Annotated in this window: 20 protein-coding genes; 14 read left to right on the forward strand and 6 right to left on the reverse strand. The window is 67.9% G+C overall.

The window, feature by feature from the left end; translation table 11 throughout:
- Positions 1 to 77 precede the first annotated feature (77 nt).
- On the reverse strand, positions 78 to 1337 hold the full coding sequence (locus ACWF4Z_RS22285) for a PucR family transcriptional regulator (RefSeq protein WP_452245032.1): 1260 nt from the start codon (positions 1335 to 1337) through the stop codon (positions 78 to 80).
- A 234-nt stretch (positions 1338 to 1571) separates the two neighbouring features.
- On the opposite strand from ACWF4Z_RS22285, the gene ACWF4Z_RS22290 reads away from it, so the two are divergent.
- The 4 genes from ACWF4Z_RS22290 to ACWF4Z_RS22305 are packed head-to-tail and all read left to right on the forward strand — an operon-like array spanning position 1572 to position 6909.
- Complete coding sequence (locus tag ACWF4Z_RS22290; RefSeq protein WP_452245033.1) at positions 1572 to 3032, forward strand: class I adenylate-forming enzyme family protein; 1461 nt, start codon at positions 1572 to 1574, stop codon at positions 3030 to 3032.
- Between the two features lie 12 nt (positions 3033 to 3044).
- Positions 3045 to 4838 carry a DUF3556 domain-containing protein gene (locus ACWF4Z_RS22295; protein ID WP_452245034.1) on the forward strand — a complete coding sequence of 598 codons (1794 nt, stop codon included), beginning with the start codon at positions 3045 to 3047 and terminating at the stop codon, positions 4836 to 4838.
- Entirely contained in the window at positions 4835 to 6247 is a 1413-nt protein-coding gene (locus tag ACWF4Z_RS22300) for a phytoene desaturase family protein (RefSeq protein WP_452245035.1), read from the forward strand. Before ACWF4Z_RS22295 ends, ACWF4Z_RS22300 begins: the two co-directional genes overlap by 4 nt.
- Before the next feature lie 11 nt (positions 6248 to 6258).
- Positions 6259 to 6909, forward strand: a complete 651-nt coding sequence (locus tag ACWF4Z_RS22305; RefSeq protein ID WP_452245036.1) for a helix-turn-helix domain-containing protein — start codon at positions 6259 to 6261, stop codon at positions 6907 to 6909.
- A 35-nt stretch (positions 6910 to 6944) separates the two neighbouring features.
- Here the strand turns inward: ACWF4Z_RS22305 and ACWF4Z_RS22310 are convergent, their stop codons facing one another.
- Both ACWF4Z_RS22310 and ACWF4Z_RS22315 read right to left on the reverse strand, forming a co-directional pair.
- Positions 6945 to 8384 carry a DUF4832 domain-containing protein gene (locus tag ACWF4Z_RS22310; RefSeq protein WP_452245037.1) on the reverse strand — a complete coding sequence of 480 codons (1440 nt, stop codon included), beginning with the start codon at positions 8382 to 8384 and terminating at the stop codon, positions 6945 to 6947.
- Positions 8385 to 8460: 76 nt separating this feature from the next.
- The gene (locus tag ACWF4Z_RS22315) at positions 8461 to 9630 is read right to left on the reverse strand and encodes an ROK family protein (protein ID WP_452245038.1); all 1170 of its coding nucleotides are present in this window, start codon (positions 9628 to 9630) and stop codon (positions 8461 to 8463) included.
- Between the two features lie 129 nt (positions 9631 to 9759).
- Here ACWF4Z_RS22315 and ACWF4Z_RS22320 point away from each other — a divergent pair, with 129 nt between their 5' ends.
- Both ACWF4Z_RS22320 and ACWF4Z_RS22325 read left to right on the forward strand, forming a co-directional pair.
- Entirely contained in the window at positions 9760 to 10755 is a 996-nt protein-coding gene (locus ACWF4Z_RS22320; RefSeq protein ID WP_452245039.1) for a Gfo/Idh/MocA family protein, read from the forward strand.
- Between the two features lie 10 nt (positions 10756 to 10765).
- Complete coding sequence (locus ACWF4Z_RS22325; protein WP_452245040.1) at positions 10766 to 11758, forward strand: Gfo/Idh/MocA family protein; 993 nt, start codon at positions 10766 to 10768, stop codon at positions 11756 to 11758.
- On the opposite strand, the gene ACWF4Z_RS22330 is transcribed toward ACWF4Z_RS22325, so the two are convergent.
- Positions 11748 to 12653, reverse strand: coding sequence for an SDR family oxidoreductase (locus tag ACWF4Z_RS22330; protein ID WP_452245041.1), 906 nt, complete (start codon positions 12651 to 12653; stop codon positions 11748 to 11750). The two genes, ACWF4Z_RS22325 and ACWF4Z_RS22330, sit on opposite strands and share 11 nt — an antisense overlap.
- Positions 12654 to 12745: 92 nt before the next feature.
- On the opposite strand from ACWF4Z_RS22330, the gene ACWF4Z_RS22335 reads away from it, so the two are divergent.
- From ACWF4Z_RS22335 to ACWF4Z_RS22365, 7 genes are all read left to right on the forward strand, one after another.
- Positions 12746 to 13309 carry a TetR/AcrR family transcriptional regulator gene (locus ACWF4Z_RS22335; RefSeq protein ID WP_452245042.1) on the forward strand — a complete coding sequence of 188 codons (564 nt, stop codon included), beginning with the start codon at positions 12746 to 12748 and terminating at the stop codon, positions 13307 to 13309.
- A 121-nt stretch (positions 13310 to 13430) separates the two neighbouring features.
- Positions 13431 to 14177 carry an SDR family oxidoreductase gene (locus ACWF4Z_RS22340; protein ID WP_452245043.1) on the forward strand — a complete coding sequence of 249 codons (747 nt, stop codon included), beginning with the start codon at positions 13431 to 13433 and terminating at the stop codon, positions 14175 to 14177.
- 75 nt (positions 14178 to 14252) lie between these two features.
- Complete coding sequence (locus tag ACWF4Z_RS22345; RefSeq protein ID WP_452245044.1) at positions 14253 to 15137, forward strand: RNA polymerase sigma-70 factor; 885 nt, start codon at positions 14253 to 14255, stop codon at positions 15135 to 15137.
- 17 nt (positions 15138 to 15154) lie between these two features.
- Positions 15155 to 15535 (forward strand): hypothetical protein, encoded by a 381-nt coding sequence (locus ACWF4Z_RS22350; protein ID WP_452245045.1) that lies wholly within the window; start codon positions 15155 to 15157, stop codon positions 15533 to 15535.
- A 67-nt stretch (positions 15536 to 15602) separates the two neighbouring features.
- Positions 15603 to 16649 carry an LLM class flavin-dependent oxidoreductase gene (locus ACWF4Z_RS22355; RefSeq protein ID WP_452245046.1) on the forward strand — a complete coding sequence of 349 codons (1047 nt, stop codon included), beginning with the start codon at positions 15603 to 15605 and terminating at the stop codon, positions 16647 to 16649.
- Positions 16646 to 17284 (forward strand): NADPH-dependent F420 reductase, encoded by a 639-nt coding sequence (locus ACWF4Z_RS22360; protein WP_452245047.1) that lies wholly within the window; start codon positions 16646 to 16648, stop codon positions 17282 to 17284. Before ACWF4Z_RS22355 ends, ACWF4Z_RS22360 begins: the two co-directional genes overlap by 4 nt.
- A 155-nt stretch (positions 17285 to 17439) precedes the next feature.
- On the forward strand, positions 17440 to 18792 hold the full coding sequence (locus tag ACWF4Z_RS22365; RefSeq protein ID WP_452245048.1) for an NAD(P)/FAD-dependent oxidoreductase: 1353 nt from the start codon (positions 17440 to 17442) through the stop codon (positions 18790 to 18792).
- On the opposite strand, the gene ACWF4Z_RS22370 is transcribed toward ACWF4Z_RS22365, so the two are convergent.
- The gene (locus tag ACWF4Z_RS22370) at positions 18758 to 20110 is read right to left on the reverse strand and encodes a peroxidase family protein (RefSeq protein WP_452245049.1); all 1353 of its coding nucleotides are present in this window, start codon (positions 20108 to 20110) and stop codon (positions 18758 to 18760) included. The two genes, ACWF4Z_RS22365 and ACWF4Z_RS22370, sit on opposite strands and share 35 nt — an antisense overlap.
- A 109-nt stretch (positions 20111 to 20219) precedes the next feature.
- On the opposite strand from ACWF4Z_RS22370, the gene ACWF4Z_RS22375 reads away from it, so the two are divergent.
- A complete protein-coding gene (locus ACWF4Z_RS22375) occupies positions 20220 to 20678 on the forward strand; it encodes a nitroreductase family deazaflavin-dependent oxidoreductase (RefSeq protein WP_452245050.1) in 459 nt (152 codons plus the stop codon).
- A gap of 68 nt (positions 20679 to 20746) precedes the next feature.
- Here the strand turns inward: ACWF4Z_RS22375 and ACWF4Z_RS22380 are convergent, their stop codons facing one another.
- Complete coding sequence (locus ACWF4Z_RS22380) at positions 20747 to 22681, reverse strand: heparinase II/III domain-containing protein (RefSeq protein ID WP_452245051.1); 1935 nt, start codon at positions 22679 to 22681, stop codon at positions 20747 to 20749.
- Positions 22682 to 22700: the final 19 nt, after the last annotated feature.

Consider the following 22700-nt stretch of genomic DNA (forward strand, 5'->3'; position numbering starts at 1 on the left):
TCTGATTCCCACCCTGTGCATTGCCCTTAGTGTCCCGATGGTCGGCCTGCGGATTCTCGTCCGCAAGCACGGCTGAATCAGGGTGCGTCGGGCATCAGGACCGAACCGGCCAGCCATCTGCAGGCGACGAGCGCCAGCTCCAGTTCCAGGCGCTCGTCGTCCAGCGGCCGGCCTCGTTCCTCCAATGCCTTGTCGACGCGGTACTTCACAGTGTTCTTGTGCAAATGGATCCGCTCAGCAGTGGCCAGATAGCTGCCCTTCTCGGCCAGGAACACCTGCAGCGTCTCCCGCAGTCGCGCGGCCGCCTCGGTGTCGGCCGCGAGCGGTCCGAGTGCCTTCCGGACCAGCCGCCGGGTCCCTTCGAGATCGGCGGCCATCATCGCCGCTGTCCGCACCTGGGGATCGGTGAACGCCGTCACCCGCTGCCCCTGATCTTTCCCGGCCAGTGCCACCTGTTGAGCCCGCACCGCCTCCAGGTGGGTGACCCGGAACCCGTCCGCTCCCGCCGCCGGTGATCCGATCGCGACCCAGTGGCTCCCGTCTGCATCACCCTGTACGGCGACCTCGGCCCGGCCGCGCCCGAGGGGGATCCAGCCCCACCCCGACGACCGGTCCCGCGGCACGAAGAGTGGTTGCCCTGAGCAACCGGCGTCTGTGGCGGCCTGCTGCAGCAAGCGTTCGAGCTGACGGAGGTCCTCGTCGCCGGGCGACTTCGCCGTACTCCAGAGCACGACGCCGACGTGGTTCTGGCGGAGGCGGTAGCTGAGCGCACCCTCGGCCGTGGCCAGGTCGACCGGGTCCCCGCGCAGCAGCTCCTCGATCATCGCCTGCCGCACCGTGTTCCGGTTCGCCAGCCAGCGCACCCGCTCGGTCTCGTAGGCGTCGACCACCTGCTCGGAGATCATGTCGATGTAGCGGAAGGTGGTGTCGACGAGGATCCGGCCGGCCGCGAGGGCAACCGCCTGATCGGGGTCGTGTGCCAGTTCGGTGAAGGCCCAGTCGAGCACCTCCTGCTGACCGAGCCGGTACGCACGGACCAGCGCGATCGGCGCGACCCCGCGCTGGGCCAGCCTGCGCGCGTACTCCTCCGCCGCGGGCGGTGTCGCGACCTCGTTGAGCTGGATGCCGTACCGCATGATGTGCGCGATCGTCTCGAGGTTGCTCTCGATGCTCACGCCGAGCATGTCGACGATGAACTGGTCGCCCTGGAGCTCCTGGATCGTCTCGGCCAGCACCTTGTGCAGCGTCCCGGTCAGGTTGGGCAGCTCCGCGCCCATCTGGGTCGCGAGCGCGGTCACCCGCGCGGTCGCGGCCTCCTGCAGCGTGTCAGCACCCATCGGCGTGCCTCCTCTGGACCGATTGTGCGCCCGAGCGACCCGGCTGTCAGCTCGCCGAGCGCGCCCGTCAGCTCGCCGTGCGCGACCGTCAGCTCGCCCGAGCGCGACCGTCAGCTCGCCGAGGGCGCCAGTCGGCTCGCGAGTACGAACGTCGCCGACAGCTTCGTGCCCGCAGCACAGTGCCCGGCACGCCGCGAATTCCTACCGTCGAGGCAACCCCGATCGGAGGACATTGTGAGCAACCTCGACTATCTCCCGTGGCAGCGTCCGGCGGAGTGGGATGACCTTCCCGCCATCCGCGACGCCCGCCAGGACCTGACCTACGCCGACTTCGGTACCTGGGCCGACGCCGTCGCCGAGCAACTCGCCGGGTACGGCGTACGCACGGGCTCGGTGGTCGCGGTGATGCTGCCGAACCGGGTCGAACTCCTGGTCGTACTGGTCGCCGCGTGGCGCCTGGGTGCGGCGGCGACGCCGATCAACCCGATGTTCACCGCGCACGAGGCCGACTACCAGATCAACGACGCGGACGCCGTGGTCGTGGTGAACGCCGGACCGGATGCCCCGAACGGCGGCCGTCCGAGCATCTCCGTCGACGATCTCCGCCGTACCCGCCGCCACGATCAAGAACTCCCGGAGCCGGCTACTGAACCCGGTCACCTCGCGCTGCTGATCTACACCAGTGGCTCGACCGGCCGCCCCAAGGGCGTGATGCTCAGCCACGGGAACATCGGCGCGATGGCCGCGATGATGGCCGAGCACCTGAAGATCACCGGCGCGGACCACTGCCTGCTGATCCTGCCGCTGTTCCACGTGAACGCGATCTGCATCAGCTTCCTCACCCCGATCGCGGTCGGCGGGCAGCTGACGGTACTGCAACGATTCCAGCCGATCGAGTTCCTCGCCGCGATCGAGCAGTACCGGCCGACGTACTTCTCCGCAGTCCCGACGATCTACTCCCACCTCGTGTCGCAACCCGAGGACGTCGTGGCCGACACCTCCTCGATCCGGTTCGCGATCTGCGGCGCGGCGCCGGCCTCGACCGAGCTGCTCGCCGCGACCGAGAAGCGGTTCGGCATCGGACTGATCGAGGGCTACGGCCTCACCGAAGGCACCTGCGCCTCGACGGCCAACCCGTTCGACGGCGAGCGCAAGCCCGGCACGGTCGGCGTCGCGCTACCCGGCCAGCAGGTCGCGATCATGGCGCCGAACGGCGACCTGGTCCCCACCGGCGAACGCGGCGAGATCGTGATCCAGGGCGCCAACGTCATGCAGGGCTACCTGAACCGGCCCGAGGCGACCGCGGACGCGCTGGGCGACGGCTGGCTGCACACCGGCGACGTCGGCATCCTCGACGCCGACGGCTATCTGCGCATCGTCGACCGGATCAAGGACATGATCATCCGCGGCGGCGAGAACATCTACCCCAAGGAGATCGAGACCGTCCTGCACGGTCATCCGGCCGTCCTCGAGGTGGCCGTCGTCGGTGCCCCGCATCCCGTGTACGGCGAAGTCCCGGTCGCCGTGGTCGCGACGTACCCGGATCAGTCCGTCACCGTCGACGAGCTGCTCGAGCTGTGCCGGACCAGGCTCACCAAGATCAAGGTCCCGGTCGCGATCCACCTGGTCACGTCGATCCCGAAGAACCCGGTCGGCAAACACGACAAGCCCGCCATCCGCAAGTCGCTCTCGTAAAGGAGCCTCGTCATGCCTTTCACCACACCGTCCGTCCCCCCGCTGGCTCCCGAGCAGGTCTACGACGTGCCGTACCTGGAGCGGATCAAGATCCTGTCGCGCTACTGGGCCGAAAACGGCTTCGGGTCGCCGAAGATCTTCTACGTCATCTACGCGCTCAAGCTGGTCTTCTTCTACGCCCTCGGCGGCTACCTCGTCGGCACGCTGACCTCAGGGTTCAACCCGTTCCATCCGGGCGGGTTCTGGACCGAGCCGCTGCTCTACCAGAAGTTCATCCTGTGGACCGTCCTGCTCGAGGCACTCGGTGTCGCGGGCTCGTGGGGTCCACTGGCCGGCCACTTCAAACCCTTCACGGGCGGGTGGCGCACGTACGCGCGCGTCGACACGATCCGCCAGCCACCGTGGGCAGTTCCGTTGACCGAGGGCGATCGCCGTACGCCCGTCGATGTCGTCCTGTACGTCGCGGTCCTCGTCACCCTGGTGTTGTCGCTGGCCCTGCCGTCCGTGGATGACGCCGCCCTGACCGCACACGGCTTCGAAGGCGGGCGCGTGTCCCCGGCCTTGATGGGAGCACTTGGTGTGCTCCTGATCGTGCTCGGCCTCCGGGACAAGGTGTTCTTCCTGCAGGCTCGCGGTGAGCAGTATCTGCCCGCGATCGCATTCTTCGCCCTGTACGGCGGTGTCGACATGATCGTCGCGTTGAAGCTGCTGATCGTGGCGGTCTGGGTGGGTGCGGGATTCTCCAAGTTCGGCAAGCATTTCGGCATGGTCGTGCCGCCGATGGTCAGTAACACGCCCTGGGTCCCGTTGAAGGCGATGAAGCGTGCGAACTATGCGAACTTCCCGAACGATCTGCGGCCGTCGCACAGCGGCAATCTGCTCGCCCACGTGGGCGGTACGTTCGTCGAGATCGTCGTACCGCTGACGTTGCTGTTCTCGACCAACAAGACCGTGACCATCATCGCGGCCGTGGTGATGATCTGCTTCCATCTCTTCATCACCTCGACGTTCCCGCTGGCCGTACCGCTGGAGTGGAACATCCTGTTCGCGTTCGCCGCGGCGTTCCTCTTCCTCGGCAACCCGAACTGGGACGGGTTCGGTCTGGCAGACATGACCCCCTGGCTGCTGGCCGTCACGGTCATCGGACTACTGCTCTTCCCGGTGCTGGGCAACCTGCGGCCGGACCTGGTCTCCTTCCTGCCGTCGATGCGTCAGTACGCCGGCAACTGGGCCTCCGCGACGTGGGCACTCGCCCCGGGTGCGGAGCAGAAGCTGAACGACAAGCTGGTCAAGCCGGCGCCGATGGTCGTGGACCAGGTCGCCGAACTGCTCGGCAGCCGGGACGCCGCCGAGCTCGCGCTGTACCAGGTGCAGGGCTGGCGGTCGCTGCACAGTCAGGGACGTGCGCTGAACTCGATCCTGATCGATCAGCTCGGCGACGACCTCAATCACTACGCGATCCGCGAAGGTGAGTTCATGACGAACTGCATCGTGGGCTTCAACTTCGGTGACGGGCACCTGCACGACCACAAGTTCATCGCCTCGATCCAGAAGCGCTGCGACTTCGCGCCGGGTGAGTTCATCGTCGCCTGGATCGAATCCCAGCCGGTGCACAAGAACTTCCAGCGGTACGTCGTGATCGATGCGGCCCTCGGGATCGTCGAGCGCGGGACCTACCTGGTCTCCGACGCCGTCGCCGAGCAGCCCTGGCTGCCGAACGGCCCGATCGGGCTGAATGTCGAATGGCGGCTGGACGGCTACGAGCGGATCCGCTACCCGCGCTCGAGTACGGCGGGTGCGTCATGACGAAAGCGATCATCGTCGGCAGCGGACCGAACGGCCTGGCCGCCGCGCTCACGCTGGCCAAGGCCGGGGTGGAGGTTCAAGTGCTGGAGGCCGCCGACCGTCCTGGTGGCGGGACCCGCAGCAGCGAGCTCACAGTGCCCGGATTGATCCACGACGAGTGCTCGGGGTTTCACCCGCTGGCGGTCGATACTCCCTTCTCCCGACAGTTCAACCTGAGCCGCTTCGGCCTGACCTGGCGGTGGCCCGAGGTGCAGTACTCGCATCCACTCGATGGTGGCCGGGGCGCCGCCGTACTGCGGTCGGTCGCGGAGACGGCCGAGTTGTTGGGGCGTGACGGGAAGCGGTGGGAGCAGGTGTTCGGTCCGCTGACCAAGCAGTTCGGCCGGATCACGTCGGACTTCCTGCGTCCCGTCGTACGGATGCCTTCGCATCCGTTCGCGATGGCTCGGTTCGGTGCGCTGTCCGCCATGCCGGCGGCGACGCTGGCGAAGGGGTGGTCGACGGCCGAGGCGCAGGCGCTCTTCGGAGGTGTGGCGGCGCATGCGTTGCGGCCGCTGTCGGCGCCGTTCTCGTCGGCGATCGGCGTGGCCCTCGGTACGGCGGCGCACGCGTACGGCTGGCCCGTGGCCGAGGGTGGGTCGGGGGCGATCAGTCGGGCGATGGTCGCCGCGCTCGAGGAGTACGGCGGGAAGGTCGAGACCAACGTTCGGGTCGAATCGCTGGACGAGCTGGGCGATGCGGATGTCGTCCTGCTCGATGTCGCACCGGGTGCCGCCGTACGGATCGTGGGATCGAGGATGCCGGCGCGGATCCGGCGGGCGCTGTTCCAGTACCGGCACGGGCCTGGGTCGTTCAAGGTCGACTTCGCGCTGTCCGGTGAGGTGCCGTGGACGCACGAACCGTCGCGGCGGGCCGGCACGGTCCACGTCGTCGGGGACTTCGCGGAGTTGGCCCGGGCCGAGCGGGACGTGGTGTCGGGCGGAATGCCTGACCGGCCGTATGTGCTGGTCGGTCAGCAGTACCTGGCCGATCCGTCCCGTGCCTCGGGCAACCTTCGTCCGCTGTATGCCTACGCCCATGTGCCCAGTGGGTTCAAGGGCGATGCGACCCTGCTGATCGAGTCGCAGATCGAACGGTTCGCTCCCGGCTTCCGCGACCTGATCGTGGACCGGCACATCGAGTCGACCGAGCAACTGGAGAAGCGCAACGCCAACTATGTCGGCGGGGATGTGGTCACCGGTGCGAACACCGCGCGTCAGCTGATCTTCCGACCGCGGGTGACGCTGAATCCTTACAGCCTCGGCGTACCTGGGGTTTACCTCTGCTCGGCCGCGACACCACCCGGCGCGGGCGCGCACGGGATGTGCGGCTACAACGCAGCCCGCGCGGCTTTGGCGAGGTTGCCATGACTCTGGACACGATGATTCTGAACGGTAGCCTCCGGCAACTAGCTGCCGTGCTGCCCGAAGCCGGCGCCTTCCTCGCTGTCACCGCTGCACCGGAATCCGCGTTGCCGAACGTCCAGGACCGCTTACAGGCATTGCGAGTGAGCTCTGCCTGGCAGGAGCTGCCCGGACTGCTCATCGGGGTGATCTCCTTGAGTACGGCGCATGGCGACCGCGTGATCGAGCTCCTGCGCCGGATCGCGAATGGTGGTGTCGGTGTGAGTCCGCAGTGCTCGTCGGCCGATGAGATCGAGCACGCGCTCCGGCTGGCCCGCATCGCATTGCGCGCGACGACCGACGCGGAACGGGTCACCGTCTTCGACCGCGCGCCGTTGACCATGATCGCGGTCGCGGATCCGGACGCCCGCCGTGGCGTCGTACAGGCTGTCTTAGGCGGTCTCGACGGCCTGCCCGAGGACGATCGCTGCGTACTCCTCGACACGCTAGAGGCCTGGGCCGCCCACAACCGCTCGGCCGCCGAGGCCGCCGCTCTCTTGTACTGCCACCCCAACACCGTCCGCTACCGCCTCCGCCGCCTCGAAGAACGCACCGGCCGCTCCCTGAGCGACCCCCGCGCCGTCGCCGAACTCCTGGTCGCCCTAGCAGCCCACAAACACGCCGCCTGACAGTTGGGCCCGGAACCAGGTCCGGGCCCAACCGCCTACCGGACAGTGACTGTCTGGCTGAGGTCGTTGTAGCCCGTAGTGGGTTGCCAGGTGTTGTTGTTGGCCAGGCGGATGGCGTAGACGGCGTTGTAGGTCTCGGTGGAGCCGGGTAGGTGGGCCTGGGACTGCAGTTTTGGGTCGGCGATGTTGAGGAGGAGCTTGTAGGTGCCGGGCGCGGGTGGCGCGGGGACGGTGAGGTTGAGGGTGGTCGTCGTACCGGCTCCCCAGCGGCGTGGGTCGGCGGGGACGTTTACCTTGTAGGTGTGCTTGGCGCTCTGGAAGATCAGCTGCACCTGGCGTGGGTTGTAGGGCGCTGCCCATCCGTCGTTGCGGAGCTGCAGTTTGACCTGGACTGTGCCGTGCTGCTGGCTGACCGTGCTCTGGGTCAGGGCAAAGCGGTAGCCGAGCTTCTGCTTGGCGATGGTGAGGTTGTCGCCCCAGCTCGCCAGCACATCCGGGTGGTACTCGATGTTCAGGAACGAGAAGTGCAGCCGGGCCATCTCGGCCGAGGCCGACGGCCACTCCGAGCGGGGCGCGTCGACACCGCAGGTCTCGCCGCCTTCCGGCACGTAATTGGTGTCCTGGGCAACGAAATCCTTGTCGAGCTCGATCGGATCGCTGAGATACGTGCCGAAGTCGTCCGTACTGGCCAGGAAGCAGTCGTTGTGCTGCCCGATTCGCGCCACCGCGGACCCGTTGTAGGCCTGCTGGGCGGTGAGCCCGCCCGCAGTCCCGGTCGGTACGTCGTACATCCGCTGCTTCATGTACGGCGTCCGCACCTGGACCATCTTGTCCTTCGGCAGGGCCTTCAGCAGCGCGTCAATCACGGCCTTGCGGTCGGCCCAGTTCTGGTCCGACACCTGGCTCGGGTCGGTGGGATTCGAGAAGTAGTCGGTGTAGTAGCCCTCACCCCACAGGCCGATGAAGCCGGACTGGACGACCGCGATCATGTCGGCGTTCTCGCGCAGGATCGGAGTCAGCTGCTTGATCTGCTTGACCACGCGGGACACCGGGGCGTCGCCGTACGGCGTTGGTGGTGGCCAGCCCTCGCCTGGTAATGCATAGGCGAACCGGACGATCAGCTTCACCCCGGCCGCGCGGGCGGTGCGGAAGTCGGCCTCCATCAGGTCGAGGTAGTGCTTGTCGATCACGTCCTGCTTCGAGAACTTCTCCAGGTAGAAGAGCCGGAGGATCTGGGTGATGTGCTCCTGCGTCCGGAAGGTGCGCAGCTTGGTCACGTCGAGCGGGACGTAGCCGGAGTTGTCGGCGTAGTAGTGCGTCTCGGCGTGGTGGTAGAAGCCACGCTCCTGGTTGGCGATCACCTCGTCGGAGGTGGTGTAGGTGCGGGTGGTCGGCGGGGGAGTGGTGTGGGCCAGAGCCGCCTGCGCCGGCAAGAACAGCGCGAGCGACGCGAGGGCAGTGCCGAGCCGTCTCATCAGGGTCTCCTAGCTGACGGTGATCTGGGCAGGTGATCACAATAATCATGGAGTCCAGGAAAACTATGTCAAGGCCTCAGGCGCCACGGAAGAGCGTGGAGCTGGAGAGGTCGGCGCCGTTGTACAGGCTCGAGTCGACCTGCTCGAGCGCGAGCCGGACGGCGCCGAACGCGACCCCCAGGTCCCCGAAGGCCGAGACCCTGATCTCCGGAGTGCGCAGACACCACCGATCCAGCTCACGGCGGAGCGGCTCGACCAGTACGTCGGCCGACCGCGAGAAACCGCCGCCGATCACCACGACCTCGGGATCGAGTGTGAGTACCAGCGCGGACGCGCCGATCGCGATGTCCCGGGCGTAGCCACGAACGGCGCGGACGGCCTCCCGTTCCCCGTCCCGAGCGGCCAGGAACACCCGCTCCACGCCGTCATCAGAGCCGAGCGACCCGGCGCTGGAGGTGAGCCAGTTGCGCAGGTGGTCCGGAGCTCGGAGCCAACCGGCCGCCGGAAGGGCGCCGATCTCGCCGGACCAGTTGGCGAAGCCGCGGTGCAGTTTCCCGTCGATGATCAGCCCTGCGCCGGTCCGCAGCCCGGCCAGCAGGAAGACCACATCCTTGGCGTAGCGCGCGACTCCCCGCCAGCTCTCGGCGAGGGCAGCAAGTTTGCAGTCGTTCTCGACCCGGACCGGCCCGGCGACGAGCCGCCGCAAGTGAGCAGCCAGGTCGACTCCGGTCCACTCGGGCAATGAGTCCGACAGCATGACCTTGCCGGTGCCGTCGACGAGCCCGGTCGTCGCGACTCCCGTGGACCAGATCCGGCCGGCCTCGACGCCGGCCCCCGCCAAGGCGGTAGCAACACAGTCGTCGAGTACGGCGAGGCGCTCGCGACGGCCGAGTTCGGGCGAGACCGCGATCCGGGACTGGTGCAGCACTTCACCTTCGAGATCGGTGACGAGGGCAAGCACCTTGTGACCACCGATGTCTACCCCGAGCAGCCGTCCCGCCTCCGCGTGGAACCGGTATCGCCGCGCCGGACGCCCGACAGTCCCCGCCGCCGGTGCCACCTCGGTCACCCACCCTCGCCCGAGCAGATCCCGCGCCACGTCCTCGGTCGATGCCCGCGACAGTCCTGTCCGCTTCGACAGCTCGGTCAAAGTCAACGGCTGGTCCGCCCGCAGTGCGCGCAACACGCTGACCGCGTTCAGTTGCCGCAGCCGCGACAGATCACCACCAGCCGTCTCGTCGCTCACGTCGTACCTCCATTAACGCTGGACTCCCGAATAACTATAGGGCCGGCGTCTCACTCGACGCGCGAAGGGCTGCACACGAGGATGACAACGTTGTACCGTGGTCCGGCGGTCGACCCGAAACGTTTCCGAATGAGGAGGACCATGGTGTCCAACCCGCTCAAGATCGCGACCCTCAGCTTCTGGCACGTGCATGCCGGTGACTACTCGCGGGACGCCCAGCAACACCCCGGCACCGAGCTCGTCGCGGTCTGGGACGACGACGCCGATCGCGGCCAGGGTGGAGCGGATCAGTTCGGCGTGGAATTCGCCGGCGATCTCGACGCTCTGCTGGCCCGTGACGACCTCGACGGGGTCGTGATCACCACGCCCACGAACGCTCACCGCGACATCATGCTCAAGGCGGCCCGGGCCGGTAAGCACATCTTCACCGAGAAGGTGCTCGCGCCGACGGTCGCCGAGGCCGAGGAGATCGTCGCCGCGACGGACGAGGCAGGCGTCAAGCTGACGGTGTCGCTGCCGCGGCTCTACCACGGCTACACCCAGGCGATCAGCGAGGTGATCGAGGACGGGACGCTGGGCACGATCACGTACGGCCGCGTCCGGCTCTCGCACGACGGCGCGATCCCGCGCGACGGCGTCGCGGGCTGGCTGCCGCAGCGGTTCTTCGAGCCAACGACCGCGATCGGTGGCGCGCTGACCGATCTCGGCTGCCACCCCGTCTACCTGACCCAGCTCTTCCTCGGCGCACAGCCGGACACGGTCGGTGCGACGTACCGCTCGATCGCCGAGCGCGGTCTGGAGGACAACGCCGTCGTGGTCGTCGGCTACCCGGACCAGAAGGTCGGCGTGATCGAGGCCGGGTTCGCGAGCAACAACCCGTTCACGATCGAGCTGTTCGGCACCGACGGGACGCTCACCTACACCGACGCGGGCAACGTCTTGTTGGTGAACGGCGAGCAGGTGGACGTCCCGGAGCACGGCCCGGACGCGTTCGCGCAGTGGGTCGATCACATCACCAACGGGACGCGGGCGGACGACAACATCTCGCGCGCGGTCGAGTTGACCCGGCTGGTCGTGGCGGCGAACGAGGCCGCTAAGACCGGCAGCACCGTCGCCTACAGCTGAGGAGACAGTCATGCTCAAGGTTGGACTGATCGGAGCCGGCGGAATTGCGTCGGCGCACATCAACGGGTACCAGGTCCATGCCGACAAGATCGGCGTGACGGCGGTCGCGGACGCTGTCGAGGAGACGGCGAAGAAGCGCGGCGAGGAGCTGGGCGCCACGCCGTACACGGATTATCGCGAGATGCTCGCGTCCGAGGAACTGGACGCGGTCGACATCTGCCTGCCGCATCACCTGCACCGGGATGCGATCGTCGCGGCTGCCGAGGCCGGCAAGCACGTCCTGTGCGAGAAGCCGCTCTGCCTGTCGGCGGAGGAAGCGGCGGATGTTCGTAAGGCGGTCGCCACGAGCGGCGTCACGCTGATGTGCGCGCACAATCAGCTGTTCATGCCGGCCGTGGCGAAGGCCAAGGAGCTGCTCGTCGCCGGGACCATCGGCACGGTCTACGAGGTCCGTACGACGGACAGCTTCTTCAACGACTTCGATCCGAGCTCGATGGGCTGGCGCGCGAGCAGCAAGACCAGTGGTGGTGGCGAGCTCATCGACACCGGGTACCACCCCACCTATCTGCTGCTGCACCTCGCCGGCGGGCTGCCGGTCGAGGCCACCTCGATGCTCTCCACGCACCGGTTGAAGTTCATGGAGGGCGAGGATTCCGCGCAGGTCCTGATCCGCTTCGACAATGGCGTTGTCGGGCAGATGGTGACCAGTTGGGCCTATCAGCCGGCCGACGGGACCGAGCGGTTCTCCGTGGTCGGCGAGCTCGGCTCACTCACCAGTGACGGTACGTCGTTGTCGTACCGGCTGCGATCGGGCCAGACCGAGACCTTCGAGCTCGAACCGGTCGACACCTTCGTCGCCGAGATCGGCCACTTCGCCGACTCGCTCATCGGTACGACGCGCCCGATCCACACCGAGGAAGAGGGCATCGCCGTACTGGGCATCCTCCTGGCTGCCTACGAGGGAGCTCGCTCGAAGACGATCGCTCCCGTCCTCACAGTGTGAAGTAGAAATCCTCTGCGAGCTCGTCGAGCAGCCCCGGGTGCGTCGGGTGCCAATCGAGCAACTGGGTGGTCCGGGCTGCGGAGACCGGGTTGTCCATCACGGCGAACCGGGCGAGGAAGCCGATGTACTCGGCGGCCTCGTCCGGCTCGACCGAACGCGCCGGCAGGTCGAGCTTGCGACCGATCGCCTCGGCGATCCGGCGGAACTCGATGCCCTCCTCGGCGACCGCGTGCAGCCGGGTGCCGGCCGGCGCGGACTCGAGCGCGAGCCGGTACAGCCGGGCCGCGTCGACGGTGTGGACCGACGGCCAGTGGTTCGTGCCGTCGCCGATGTACGCCGAGAACCCGTTCGTCCTCGCGAACCCGATCAGGCTCGGCGCGAAACCATGATGGTCGAGCGTGCTGTGGGTGATCGGTGGCAGCCGGACGACCGAGGAGCGGACGCCCTTGGCCGCCAGTTCGATGACGAAATTCTCCGCGTCGATCCGGTAACCACTCGGCAGGACGTCGGCTTCGGTGCCGGTCCGGCCGAGGTTCGCCAGGGCGATCGTGCCGGTCCCCGACGTACTGACGAGCGGCTTGTCGCTGCCCGCGAGAGCGTCGCCGATCGCCCGCAGCGCGGTCAGGTCGGTTTCCGCGGCACCGGCCAGATCTCCGGCCGACATCGCGTCGTGCCGGAACGCCAGGTGGACGACGCCATCGGCTGCCGCGGCCGCGTCCTGCAGGGTGTCGAGGTCGTCCAGCTCGCCCCGGACCACGTCGGCGCCCCACTCGGTCAGCCGTGCGGCTGACGCGTCGGACCGAGCCAGGCCGGTGACGGAGTGCCCGTTGGCGAGCAGTTCGGGGACGATCCCCGAGCCCATATGTCCGGAGGCTCCGGTGATGAATACGCGCATGATGCAAGTTCCTCTCGGTGATGTCATTGAGTGACATCACTAGAGTGCCTCGCACACCGATGTCAGTCAATGACATCAGTTAGGATCATCGTATGGCACGGTGGGAACCAGGCGCGACGGACCGGTTGCGCACCGCGGCGATGGAGCTGTACGTCGAGCGCGGGTACGACAACACCACCGTCGCCGAGATCGCCGACCGCGCCGGTGTGACCGCGCGGACCTTCTTCCGGCACTTCGCGGACAAGAAGGAAGTGTTGTTCCAGGGCGCCGGAGAGCTCGAGAAGTACATGGTCGCCGGCCTGACCGCGGCGCCGGCGTCGGCGACACCGATGGAGGCCGTCACCGCAGGCTTGCTCGCGTCCGGCGATCTGTTCGGTCTTGTTCGCCGGGAGTTCTCGCGCCAGCGTCAGGTCGTGATCGACGCAACGCCCGAGCTCCAGGAGCGCGAGCTGATCAAGATGGCCTCGCTGACCGCCGCCTTCGCCGATGCGTTGCGCGCCCGCGGCGTTGACCCGGAGGTCGCGGCGCTGGCGGCGGAAACCGGAATCGCTGTCTTCAGGGTGGCCTTCGCGCGCTGGCTGAGCGCTCCGGAAGGCGCCACCATGGCAGACGCCGTTCGCTCCACGCTGACCACGTTCTCGGGCCTTACTGCCTGACGCTCCCGTGCCACGAGCCCACGCCGACTCAGGCGGGCGGGCTGTCACAAGGCCGAGGGGTGTCCGGTCATACCTGGTAACGGGCGGCAAGAGCTGCCGTCGGCAACGAAAGGGTTCTGCGATGAAGATCGTCGTGATCGGCGGCACCGGCTTGATCGGATCGAAGCTGGTGTCCAAGCTCGGGGCGCACGGGCACGAAGCGGTGCCGGCCGCGCCGAGTACCGGCGTGAACACCTTGACCGGCGAGGGCCTGGACGACGTCCTGCAGGGTGCGGATGTGGTCATCGACGTGTCGAACTCGCCGTCGTTCGAGACGCACGCCGTGATGGAGTTCTTCAAGACCTCGACCGGCAACGTGCTCGCTGCCGAGGCGAAGGCCGGCGTCCGGCACCACGTCGGGATCTCGATCGTGGGGACCGAGCGGATGCCCGAGAACGGGTACTTCGCCGCCAAGATCGCCCAGGAAGAGCTGATCAAGGGATCCGGCATCCCGTACTCGCTGGTCCACGCGACCCAGTTCTTCGAGTTCGTCACGCCGACCGCGGACTCGTCCACCCAGGGCACGCAGGTGCACATCGCGCCGGTCGCCTGGCAGCCGATCGCCGGCGACGACGTCGCGACGTTCCTCGGCCGGACCGCGGTCGGCGAGCCGCTGAACGCGCGGGTCGACATCGCCGGGCCGGACGAGTTCCGGATGGACGAGTTCTTCCGCAAGGCCCTTGCCGAGCGCAACGATCCCCGCGAGGTCGTGACCGACGAGCACGCCAAGTACTTCGGGTCCGAACTGTCCGAGCGCAGCCTGGTCCCGGTCGGCCCGGCCACGCTGGGCGAGCAGCACTACGACGAGTGGTACGCGCAGCAGAAATGAACGAGGCGCTGGACAATGATCGCGGTCCGGAGGGCGAGACGCCCGTATTCTCGGGCTGACAGACGGGTGGTGCAGATGGTGGAGACCGGGCCGGCCGGCGACCTCGACGAGGCGCTGGCGATCTTCACGCAGGTGCGTCCGCGCCTGATGGGGATCGCGTACCGGATGCTGGGCAGTCACAGCGAGGCCGAGGACCTGGTCCAGGAGGTCTGGTTGCGGTGGCAGGCCAGCGATCGCAGTACGGTCGTCAGCCCGGTCGCCTACCTGTCGACCGCGGTCACCCGGCTCGCGATCAACGTGAGCCAGTCCGCGCGGGCCCGTCGCGAGACCTACATCGGCCCGTGGCTGCCCGAGCCGGTCGACACCAGCGCCGATCCGTTGCTCGGCGCGGAGCGCGGCGAGGCCTTGAGCTTCGCCGTACTCCTCGTGCTGGAACGGCTCACCCCGACCGAGCGCGCCGCGTACATCCTGCGGGAGGCGTTCGACTACCCGTACGACGAGCTGGCGGCGATCCTGCAGTCGACCGAGCCGGCGGTGCGGCAGCTCGTCAGCCGCGCGCGGAAGCGGATCCGGGCCGAACGCCGCAACGAGATCAGTGGGACGCAGCAGAGCAAACTGCTCCAAGCATTCCTGGTGGCGGCCCGGTCCGGTAATCTCGCCCAACTCGAGTCCCTGCTGGCCAAGGACGCGATCCACTACACCGACGGCGGTGGGATGGCGCACACGTCGCGGTTCCCAGTGGTCGGTCAGAGTCGAGTCGCGAAGTACTACCGGGCGTTCCACGATCGCTTCTGGGTCGATGTCGACATCGAGTTCGCCATGGCAAACGGCCAGACGGTCGCGCTGCTGCGGCGCGACGGCGAGCTGTTCGCCGTCTGTACGGTCACCGCCTCGGACGAGGGCATCGACGAGGTGCTGATGATCATGAACCCCGCGAAACTCACCGCAGTGCCCGCTTGACCCAGCTGGAGGTTCGTATGAGGCGGGGTCACGAGGCGGTTGTCCGTCAGTTCGCGACGGTGTGTGGCGCCGGCAGCATCGGCGCAGTGCGAAGGATGCTCGTTCCCGAAGCGGTCGTGGTCAGTGACGGCGGCGGCAAGGTGAGGGCCTCCCTGCGGCCGGTCCGAGGTGCCGATGCCGTCGCTCGCTGTCTGGCCGACCTGCTGATTCAGCAACCCGGTACGACGTGGGCCGTCGAAGCGGTGAACGGGCAGGCCGGCGTCGTACTGCGCCGGGCCGATGAGGTCGTGGCCGTGGTCAGCCTGACCGTCACCGGGGCGAAGGTGGCCGCGGTCTGGATCGTGCTGAACCCGGACAAGCTCCGGCACTGGAGTGTGCGGCCCGCCGCCCGGGAATGAACCCCCCTGCCGTTCGCGTTGACATGTCAACCTAGAATTGACCTGGAAGCACGAACAAGGAGCGGACATGGCAGTGGGTGAGGTCGAGTTCGGGCTCGACACCTTCGGGGACATCCCGGTCGGCGACGACGGCGCGCCGGTCTCGGACGCGGCGGCGATCCGCCAGGTGGTCGAGGAGGCCGTGCTGGCCGACGACCTGGGCGTCGACGCGATCGCGCTCGGCGAGCATCACCGGCCGGAGTTCTCGATCTCCTCGCCGGAGACCGTGCTGGCCGCGATCGCCGCGCGGACGTCGCGGATCAAGCTCGGCTCCGGGGTGACGGTGCTCAGCTCGGACGATCCGGTCCGGGTGTTCCAGCGGTTCTCGACGGTCGACGCGTTGTCGAACGGGCGGGCCGAGGTCATCCTCGGGCGGGGCTCGTTCACCGAGTCGTTCCCGCTGTTCGGCTACGACCTGGCCGACTACGACGTGCTCTTCGAGGAGAAGTTGCAGCTGTTCACGCAACTGCTCGAAGAGAAGCCGGTGACCTGGAGCGGCACCAAGCGGGCCGCCCTGGAGAACGCCGATGTGTACCCGAAGACCGAGTCCGGTCACCTGAAGACGTGGGTCGGGGTCGGCGGCTCACCGCAGTCCGTCGTGCGGACGGCGTACTACGGGCTGCCGTTGATGCTGGCGATCATCGGTGGGGCGCCGGACCGGTTCGCGTCGTACCTGGATCTCTACCGGCGGGCGGCCGAGCAGTTCGGCACCGTCGCGCATCCGGTCGGGATGCACTCGCCGGGGTTCGTCGCGGACACCGACGAAGAGGCGAAGGAGATCTTCTACCCGCCGTACAAGGTGATGCGGGACCGGATCGGGGCGCTGCGTGGGTGGCCGCCGCTTCGCCGGGAGGAGTTCGAGTCCGAGGTACTGCACGGTTCGATGTACGTCGGTTCGCCGGAGACGGTGGCGCGGCGGATCGCCGGTGCGGTGAAGACGCTCGGGGTCGGGCGGTTCGACCTGATCTACTCCGGTGGGCCGTTGCCGGTCAGTGCCCGGATGAAGGCGGTCGAGCTGTACGGCACGAAGGTGATCCCGATGGTGCGTGACATCCTCGCCACGGAGGAGAAGTGACCACGGTAGGGATTCTCGGCGCCGGCAAGGTCGGCACGGTGCTCGCGCGGCTCGCTGTGGCCGCCGGGTATCGGGTGCTGATCGCGGGATCCGGTGACGTCTCGAAGATCGCGCTGATCGTCGAGGTCGTGACACCTGGCGCGATCGCGACGACCGCGGCCGAGGCGGTCGCGGAGGCCGATGTCGTGATCCTGGCGCTGCCGTTGGGCAAGTACCGGACGATCCCGGCCGACGCCCTGCGCGGCAAGCTCGTCATCGACGCGATGAACTACTGGTGGGAGATCGACGGTCCTCGCGAGGACCTGACGGATTCCCGGACGTCGTCCAGCGAGATCGTTCAGGACTTTCTGCCGGCGTCCCGCGTCGTGAAAGCCTTCAACCACATGGGCTACCACGACCTGGACGAGGGCGCGCGGCCCGCGGGAGCCCCCGATCGTAAAGCGATAGCAGTCGCCGGCGATCCCGCGGATGCTGCACAGGTTGCCGAGTTCGTGGACGCCTTGGGCTTCGATGCCGTCGTGATCGGTTCGTTGGCCCAAGGCAAGCATCTCCAGCCGGGAACCGAGCCCTTCGGCGCCAACGTGGCCGCCGAAGAGCTCCAAGCCATGGTCGCCCCGGCCCAGATCGCGTCCTGACCCACTAGTCCTGAGTCAGCGCACCGGCGGCTGGCTTCTGCGGGGGGTTTTCGCGAAGCTGGGCTGCAGCGCGTGCGGGCAGTTGGGGCCGTAGACGTCACATTCGGGCGGGCTGGGTGGTCTTAGCTGATGGGTTGACCGAGAAGGGGCGAATTGTGCGCAGGATTCTGGTGATCGGTGGTGGGTACGCCGGGTTCTACACCGCGTGGAGGCTGGAGAAGAAGCTCCGGCGGGGTGAGGCCGAGGTGGTCGTGGTCGACCCACGGCCGTACATGACGTACCAGCCGTTCCTGCCCGAGGTCGTCTCCGGATCAGTCGAGGCGCGGCACGCGGGAGTGTCGCTGCGGCGGAACCTGCACCGGACCAAGATCGTGCCCGGCGCGGTCACCGCGATCAAGCACGCCGAGCGGACCGTCACCGTCCATCCGTCCGACGGAGCCGACTTCACCCTCGAGTACGACGTACTCGTGGTGACCGCGGGTGCGGTGACGCGGACGTTCGACGTACCGGGTGTGGCTCAGCAGGCGATCGGGATGAAGCACGTCGAAGAGGCGGTCGCGATTCGGGATCGGTTGCTGACCGCGTTCGACGAGGCCGCCGGGCTCGAGCCGGGTCCGCGGCGGCGTCGCTTGTTGACCGTCACCTTCGTCGGCGGTGGATTCTCCGGCGTGGAAGGGTTCGCCGAGCTGTTGTCGCTCGCGACCGCGCTGCTGAAGGTCTATCCGGAGTTGTCGTCGAGCGACCTCGCGTTCCACCTGGTCGAGGCGACCGGCCGGATTCTGCCCGAGGTCAGCGACGGTCCGGGCCAATGGGTGGTGTCGATGCTCGAGAAGCGCGGGGCCGAGGTCCACCTCAACTGCACGATGAAGTCCGCCAAGGATGGTCACATCGAGCTGTCGGACGGTTCGACGTTCGAGTCCGAGTTGATCGTCTGGACGGCCGGGAACGCCGCGACCCAGCTTGCGCGCAACCTCACCGACCTGCCTCGCACCGACCGCGGGCTGATCCAGGTCCGGGCCGATCTGCGCGTGGGGACGGATACTGATCCGCTGCCTGATGTGTGGGCGGCGGGCGACGATGCGGCCGTGCCCGACCTGGCCTCGCCGACGCCTGGCGCTTACACGGTGCCGAACGCGCAGAACGCCGTACGGCAAGGGAAGCTGTTGGCGAAGAACCTGGTCCGGTCGTTGCGCGGTCATGAGCCCAAGGACTACGTGCATCACAGCCTTGGTGCGGTGGCGACGCTCGGGCTGGGCAAGGGGATCTTCCAGTACCGGCGGATCGTCATCAAGGGATTGCCGGCCTGGCTCATGCATCGTGGGTATCACGTCCTTGCGGTCCCGACCTGGGACCGCAAGGTGCGCGTCTTCGCGATCTGGCTGGCCGCGTTCTTCTACGGCCGCGACATCGTCTCGCTCGCGTCGGTCCAGCGTCCCCGGGAGGCCTTCACGACCGCCGCCGAGTTGGCGACACTCAGCGCGACCCGGTCGGTGTCAAGCCCGGAATGAGCAGATCGATCAGGTCGAAGGTCGGACCAGATGCAGGGAGCGTCGGCTCCCAGTCGGGCTCGAGGCTGAGGTAGCTGTGCGGGTCGGCGCGGAGCAGACCGATCAGGACCTCCGCGACGATCCGCCCGCCGACCGGACCGAGCCGGTCGCCGTCGCCGAGGTGCTCGGATTCCTTCAGGATGTAGAACCACAACGGTGTACCGTCCGGCCAGCCGTCCACGGCGAGCGGCGGTACGCCGAGGACCCGCGCGACCGCCTCGCCGCTCGGCAGACCCGTACTGTCGCCGCGCAACAGGTCCCGCACCGCCAAGGATCGGTAGGCGGCGGTGTCGACCGCGCCCGTGACCTTCTCGGGGAGGCCGATCAGGCTCGCGGCGAGTCTGCCGTCGAGGCGTTTCGCGCGCTGCGCCGGCGGCCGGCCGGGTACGTCGAAGATCTGTGCGAGGTCGAGCCGGCGGCCGGCCGGTTGCGGTCCGAAGCCGACCAGATCGGGGAAGAGCGGCAACTCGGGACCGCCCTCGACGAGCCGGTATCCGGCCCGGATCTGGCCGTGACCGTAGCGGTACGCCGCGTCCGCGAACTCCAACGGGATGTAGGCCTGCAGCGGCTCCGGCGCGTACCACTGACCGCCCTTGGCCAGGATCTCCTCGACCAACTCCGGTCCAACCAGCCGCGGCAGGAAGTCGTGCACGACGATCCACTGGTAGTGCCAGGTGAGCGTGCTGCGGGCGCGGTCGAAGATCTCACTCTCGGGTACGCCGTTCGCCCGCAGGTGATCGACAATCCGATTGTGCGCCCGCAGCAGCGCGACATGCAGGGTCAGCGTGAACAGATGCACGTCGTTACGCGGGTCGCCGATCAACGCGACACCTTGCTGGTTCCGGGGTACGTCGTACCCGTCCGGGCCGAGCAGGAACTTGGCCGGGTCGTCGACGTCGAACAGGTACGGCGAGCCGACCGGGCCGTCGGAGTACACGATCTCGAGGTTGAGCTTCGGCGTTCGCGCGTTCCGCAACGCCTCCGGATCGACGCCGCCCGTGATGGGAGAGCGGTCCGCGGTGATGTCGTGCGCGATCAGTTGCCCGAAGAACGGCCAGCCGGCCGCCTCGGTCGCGTCGTCGCCGACGCCCTGCCGGCCGAGCTCTGCGGCCGAGTCGCAGATCCCGCCGTCGCCGCCCGCGCGCATCAGCACCTCGGGCCCGGTGCCCAGCGGTTCGAGGCCGGCGAACATCCGACCGTACCGCGCGCCACCCGTCGGCCGATCCACTGTCCGCGCCGGACCGAGACAGTGGTCCCGCGCCGCCGGATGCTCACTCATTCCAACCTCCAGAAGTCAGATCCCTAGACAAGACAGCGCGGCACCCCTCGCTGTGACTGGTCAGGAATCGAGAAGCGTCGCGGGGTGGTCCGTCACTAGCGTGATGGACATGAAGACACAAGAGAAGCAAATTCGGAAGCCCGGCACCCCGGGACAGCTCTCGCGATGGTTGCAGCGGACCATGAACGCTCGTACCAGCGCAAAGATCAGGCGTGGTCGTGGCCAGCTGATGGGCATGAACGTCTTGATCCTCAGCACGGTCGGCCGCCGCACCGGCGAGCCGCGGGACACTCCGCTCGCGTGGTTCGCCGACGGCGAGAGCTGGCTGGTCGTAGCCTCCGGCGGCGGCAGCCACCACCCCGACTGGCACGCCAACCTGATGTCCCGCCCCGACCAGGCCACTGTCGAACTCGGCGGCGGCAAGCCCACGCCGGTCACCCCGCACACCCTGGCCGGCGCCGACCGCGCCGAGGCGTGGCAGCGGATCGTCGCAGCCCAGCCTCGCTACGCCAAGTACCAAACCAAGTCCGACCGCGAGTACCCCGTCATCCGCCTGAGCCCGCGCTGATGTGCGGATACGCGTACAACAGGGCCCGTGAGCTGCAGAGTTTGGCTGAGGGTCAGTCGGAGCAGCGATCAGCCGAGGCGGGTCAACCGGCCGTCGGGCTGGACCCGGATGGTCACCTTGCGCTTGCCGATGGTCAGATCGACGAAGAACAGTGATCCGATCATGTGGGTGCTGAAGGCAACTGTTTCATCTTTGCCGGCCGGGACGATGGCGGACAGGATCGTTGCGCTCGTCCCGTTCCGGCCGAACGTGACCACTGGGGCCGGCTCCTTGTGGAAGATGTCCGGGAAGTACCAGCCCTGGACCGGATCCTGCCGGCCGGTCACGACGCTGACGCTGTCGGCCGGCAGCTCCTGCCGATAGGGGATCTGCAGCAGGTAGGTCTTGTTCGGGTCACCAGGTTTGGCGGCGATCGCGGTCGACGGGGACTGCACGCTGACCTTGGCGCTCGGGTTCAGGTGCCACAAGGTCTCCCACCGCTGTGAGCTGGTGGACTGACCACGGTCCAAGGTGACGATCAGGTCCGGGTCCTTCAGCACCAGCACGTCTCGGGTCCGCTGTACGTCCGGCGCCGGGTTGTCCATGAGCGTGTAGTACTCCGACGTCGGTGCCATGGCGGCCCGCATCAACCGGGTTTCGACCGGGGCGGTCTTCGCGGACGGGATCGTCATCACGTTGTGAGCGGCTTGGCTCGTTGCCCAGTCCCGCCACTTGCCGGCGTCGTAGCCCGGGTTCCCGGCGTCGATCAGCACGTCACTGCCGTGCGACGTGTAGGTGATCGACATGTGGTCGTCGTGACCGTGGAACTGTTTGGGCTTCCCGAATCGGATGCTGTACGTCGATTCCTGCGTGAACGGCCTGGTCTCACCCCAGCCGGTCCGGCCGAAGACGTACCCCGCGTCGAAGACCGCGGTCCGCCGCGGCGGTATCGGTCCACGTTTTCCGAGCGTTCCGACGTACTCGAGTGGTGTTCCCGTCACGATCAGCGGTGTCTGCCTGATCGTGTCGCCGAGCTGCTGGAGTTCGCCGGTGGACTTGGTTGCCAGTGCCAACCATTCGGCCAACGCCGTACGTCGTTGCTCGATCACCGGACCGGGATCGGTCCCGCAGCGCTGCAACGCAGTGGATGCGCGACCCCAGAGGCTGTAGTTGAAGAGTCCGTAGCCGACCGACTGCTCGTTGATCGCGCCCTGCGGATCGATGGAGGTGGTGATCGCGGAGTTCAGCCGTTCGAGCGCGCGGTCCTTGATGTCCTGGCGCCCGAGGGTGCAACCGACGCCGAACAACGCGATGCTCTGATCCGTGCCGTGGTTCCACGGTCCGTCCCAGTGATCGGTCATGAATTGGGCGTGATCGAGCAGTGACTGATCCAGCCAGGAGTACTCCGCGGGCAGCGTGCGGACATGGAGGACGGTCAGCACCGCCTGTCGGGCGCACAGCATCACGTTGGCCCGGTGCATGGTGGCCTCCGAGGCGCCGACATCGGACCACGGGTACGGATTGTCGCGCACCCAGTCGTGGATGATCGCCAGCGAGTGCGTCAGGGCCGCGCGGTCGCCGTTCTGGCCCGCGATGATGCCCTGTCCCAGCCAGCGCAGCGAATGGAACCACATGTACCAGCTCGAATTGTGGTAGGGGTTCGAGCGCCAGTCGATGTCGCCGGACCCGTCGCCGACCTTGGCCGGCGGATCCTCGCCCCAGGCGAATGTGTCTGCCATCAGCAGCGGTACCGGGATCTTCGCCTGGATCCCGCTGTAGCCGGGGCACTCATAGGTGCCGGTGGCAACGACCTTGGGCGGCGGCGGGGGAGCGGTGGGTCGGCCCGCGGTCGCGCGCGGTGAGGTGGTCACCGTCGGGGCGGCGTCCGGCACCACGGGGCGGGGGTGTCCCTTCTTGGGCATCAGCACGGCGACCGCTCCGGCGAACGCGACCGCACACACCAGCATGCAGGCAACAGCCAAAGCGACGGTGGTGCCCCAGCGCGTGCGGCGATGAGACGTCACGAAGTACCCCCAGGCTCGA

The sequence above is a fragment of the Kribbella sp. NPDC055071 genome, assembly GCF_053608045.1.

Coding starts and splice junctions, on each gene's coding strand:
- ACWF4Z_RS22285 (WP_452245032.1), bottom strand. CDS start 1,337: ATGGGTGCTGACACGCTGCAGGAGGCCGCGACCGCGCGGGTGACCGCG.
- ACWF4Z_RS22295 (WP_452245034.1), top strand. CDS start 3,045: ATGCCTTTCACCACACCGTCCGTCCCCCCGCTGGCTCCCGAGCAGGTC.
- ACWF4Z_RS22300 (WP_452245035.1), top strand. CDS start 4,835: ATGACGAAAGCGATCATCGTCGGCAGCGGACCGAACGGCCTGGCCGCC.
- ACWF4Z_RS22305 (WP_452245036.1), top strand. CDS start 6,259: ATGATTCTGAACGGTAGCCTCCGGCAACTAGCTGCCGTGCTGCCCGAA.
- ACWF4Z_RS22310 (WP_452245037.1), bottom strand. CDS start 8,384: ATGAGACGGCTCGGCACTGCCCTCGCGTCGCTCGCGCTGTTCTTGCCG.
- ACWF4Z_RS22320 (WP_452245039.1), top strand. CDS start 9,760: ATGAGGAGGACCATGGTGTCCAACCCGCTCAAGATCGCGACCCTCAGC.
- ACWF4Z_RS22325 (WP_452245040.1), top strand. CDS start 10,766: ATGCTCAAGGTTGGACTGATCGGAGCCGGCGGAATTGCGTCGGCGCAC.
- ACWF4Z_RS22330 (WP_452245041.1), bottom strand. CDS start 12,653: ATGCGCGTATTCATCACCGGAGCCTCCGGACATATGGGCTCGGGGATC.
- ACWF4Z_RS22335 (WP_452245042.1), top strand. CDS start 12,746: ATGGCACGGTGGGAACCAGGCGCGACGGACCGGTTGCGCACCGCGGCG.
- ACWF4Z_RS22340 (WP_452245043.1), top strand. CDS start 13,431: ATGAAGATCGTCGTGATCGGCGGCACCGGCTTGATCGGATCGAAGCTG.
- ACWF4Z_RS22345 (WP_452245044.1), top strand. CDS start 14,253: ATGGTGGAGACCGGGCCGGCCGGCGACCTCGACGAGGCGCTGGCGATC.
- ACWF4Z_RS22350 (WP_452245045.1), top strand. CDS start 15,155: ATGAGGCGGGGTCACGAGGCGGTTGTCCGTCAGTTCGCGACGGTGTGT.
- ACWF4Z_RS22355 (WP_452245046.1), top strand. CDS start 15,603: ATGGCAGTGGGTGAGGTCGAGTTCGGGCTCGACACCTTCGGGGACATC.
- ACWF4Z_RS22370 (WP_452245049.1), bottom strand. CDS start 20,110: ATGAGTGAGCATCCGGCGGCGCGGGACCACTGTCTCGGTCCGGCGCGG.
- ACWF4Z_RS22375 (WP_452245050.1), top strand. CDS start 20,220: ATGAAGACACAAGAGAAGCAAATTCGGAAGCCCGGCACCCCGGGACAG.